Below are 1,631 nucleotides of genomic sequence, written 5' to 3' on the forward strand. Positions count from 1 at the left end.
TTAAGCGCTGATCATGAAACACCACCCAGTCGTGTGAGCCGCACAAGCGCACGTCGAACTCAATGCCGTCCGCGCCGTGCGCGAGCGCCGCTTCGAAGGCGGCCAGGGTATTCTCCGGCGCGTGGCTGCGCGCCCCGCGATGCGCAATATTCAGCGGTCGCGCTTCACGCAAGCGTTGCAGAAATAAATTTTTCATATTTTGACAAAGATAACATGAATCGGCGAAAATTCAATCAGAGCTTTCAAAAGCTGTTAGCGTCGTGTCGCGAAGCCACGCGCAAATAATCACAAAATCGCTCAGCAACAGGGCCAGCTCTAAGTCATAGCGCAACAAAAGTAAAAAAATGCAAACCGCTAATTGCCCCCATAAGCGCAATTTTTTATTCGCGTTCATTGGCGTGTATTCGCGGCTCAAAACTGATCGCCTGCGGCTTGTGTTGTGTATTTTGATGCCAAATTTTTCTGCTGGCAATTGCTTTATCAGTAATGCTGAAAAATCAAATCAGTTCCATCATAATCTCAGCCAGGCGCTTGGCTTGCTGTTGCCGCGAGAATTCCAACGGCTGCGGCGCCACCGCCGGCAGCGCGCCCGCGCGAAATTCTGTATAAAAAGCCAGCAATGCGCGCACGATAGCATCAATCGCATCAAATTCACAGTGGCGGCAATGCGCATGCTGCAGGAGAAACTGCACGCCCTCGATTTTCTCGCCGATCAACAAAATGGGTTTGCCGGCAGCCAGGTATTCAAACGTTTTACTCGGGATGATGGTCTCTCCCGTGCCGGGATTTGCGAGGAAAATCAACAGATCAGCAGCCCTCATCTCTTGCACGGCGGCGGCATGCGGCAAATAGCCGGCAAGGTCAACATAGGCTTGCACCTCATGTTGTACAATCCAATCATGCAAATTGCCGGTAAGATCGGCGCCCACGAATTGCAATTTAACTTCAGCGGGAGTGAGTTGTGCGGTTTGAACAAAACCGCGAAAACCGCGCAACAACGGCCGCGGGTCTTGAATGTGAGAAAGCGCGCCGACATAAGAAACGCAAAAACGGCCGTCGCTGCTTCTGGGTTGCCCGGCAAAATCTTCGTGATCATAGCCGTGCGGGATATAATGTGTTGTGCCCTCTGGGCGCCCGCCGGTTTCCTGCAATTGCGCCGCGAGTCCCGGCGAAACAGCGGTGACAGCGTGCGCATTCTTCAAAATGAATCGTTCCATCGCCCGCTGCAAAAGGCGATGAACTTTGGTGGGCGCTTGCGAAAATTCTTCGCGCAGCCAGGTGTCGCGAAAATCGCTGACCCAGCGAATGTTGCACATCCGGGAAAGCAACCATCCGGCAAGATGGCTTGCATGCGGCGGACCGGAGGTTACGATAAAACGAATTTGCTGGCGCCGGATTTCGCGCCAGGCGCGCCAAAGCGCAAACGGAATCCATAAAATGCGCGGATCGGGCAAGAGAAACCAATACAATAAATTGCCCCGGCCGGCACCGCCGGAATTTTGTGGCGCTCTTTTGCCGCGCAGCAAATAAAGCAGCCGCGCCGGGTCAAGTGAGCCGGTGCGGATGATATGCGTTTCTGCCAATTCATCCAGCAGGCTTTGATCAGAGGCATAGTAAGCGATTGCTTTGAC

Annotated in this window: 3 protein-coding genes; all 3 read right to left on the reverse strand. The window is 53.5% G+C overall.

The window, feature by feature from the left end:
• Positions 1 to 196 (reverse strand): glycerophosphodiester phosphodiesterase (locus FBQ85_30110; GenBank protein ID MDL1879387.1); only part of this gene is annotated, 196 nt, incomplete at its 3' end.
• Between the two features lie 33 nt (positions 197 to 229).
• Positions 230 to 472: a hypothetical protein gene (locus FBQ85_30115; protein MDL1879388.1), complete on the reverse strand. Its 243-nt coding sequence runs from the start codon at positions 470 to 472 to the stop codon at positions 230 to 232.
• A gap of 25 nt (positions 473 to 497) precedes the next feature.
• Positions 498 to 1,631: glycosyltransferase family 4 protein (locus FBQ85_30120; protein ID MDL1879389.1), on the reverse strand; the 1,134-nt coding region annotated here is incomplete at its 5' end.

It is taken from the genome of Cytophagia bacterium CHB2 (genome assembly GCA_030263535.1).
Classification (GTDB): domain Bacteria; phylum Zhuqueibacterota; class Zhuqueibacteria; order Zhuqueibacterales; family Zhuqueibacteraceae; genus Coneutiohabitans.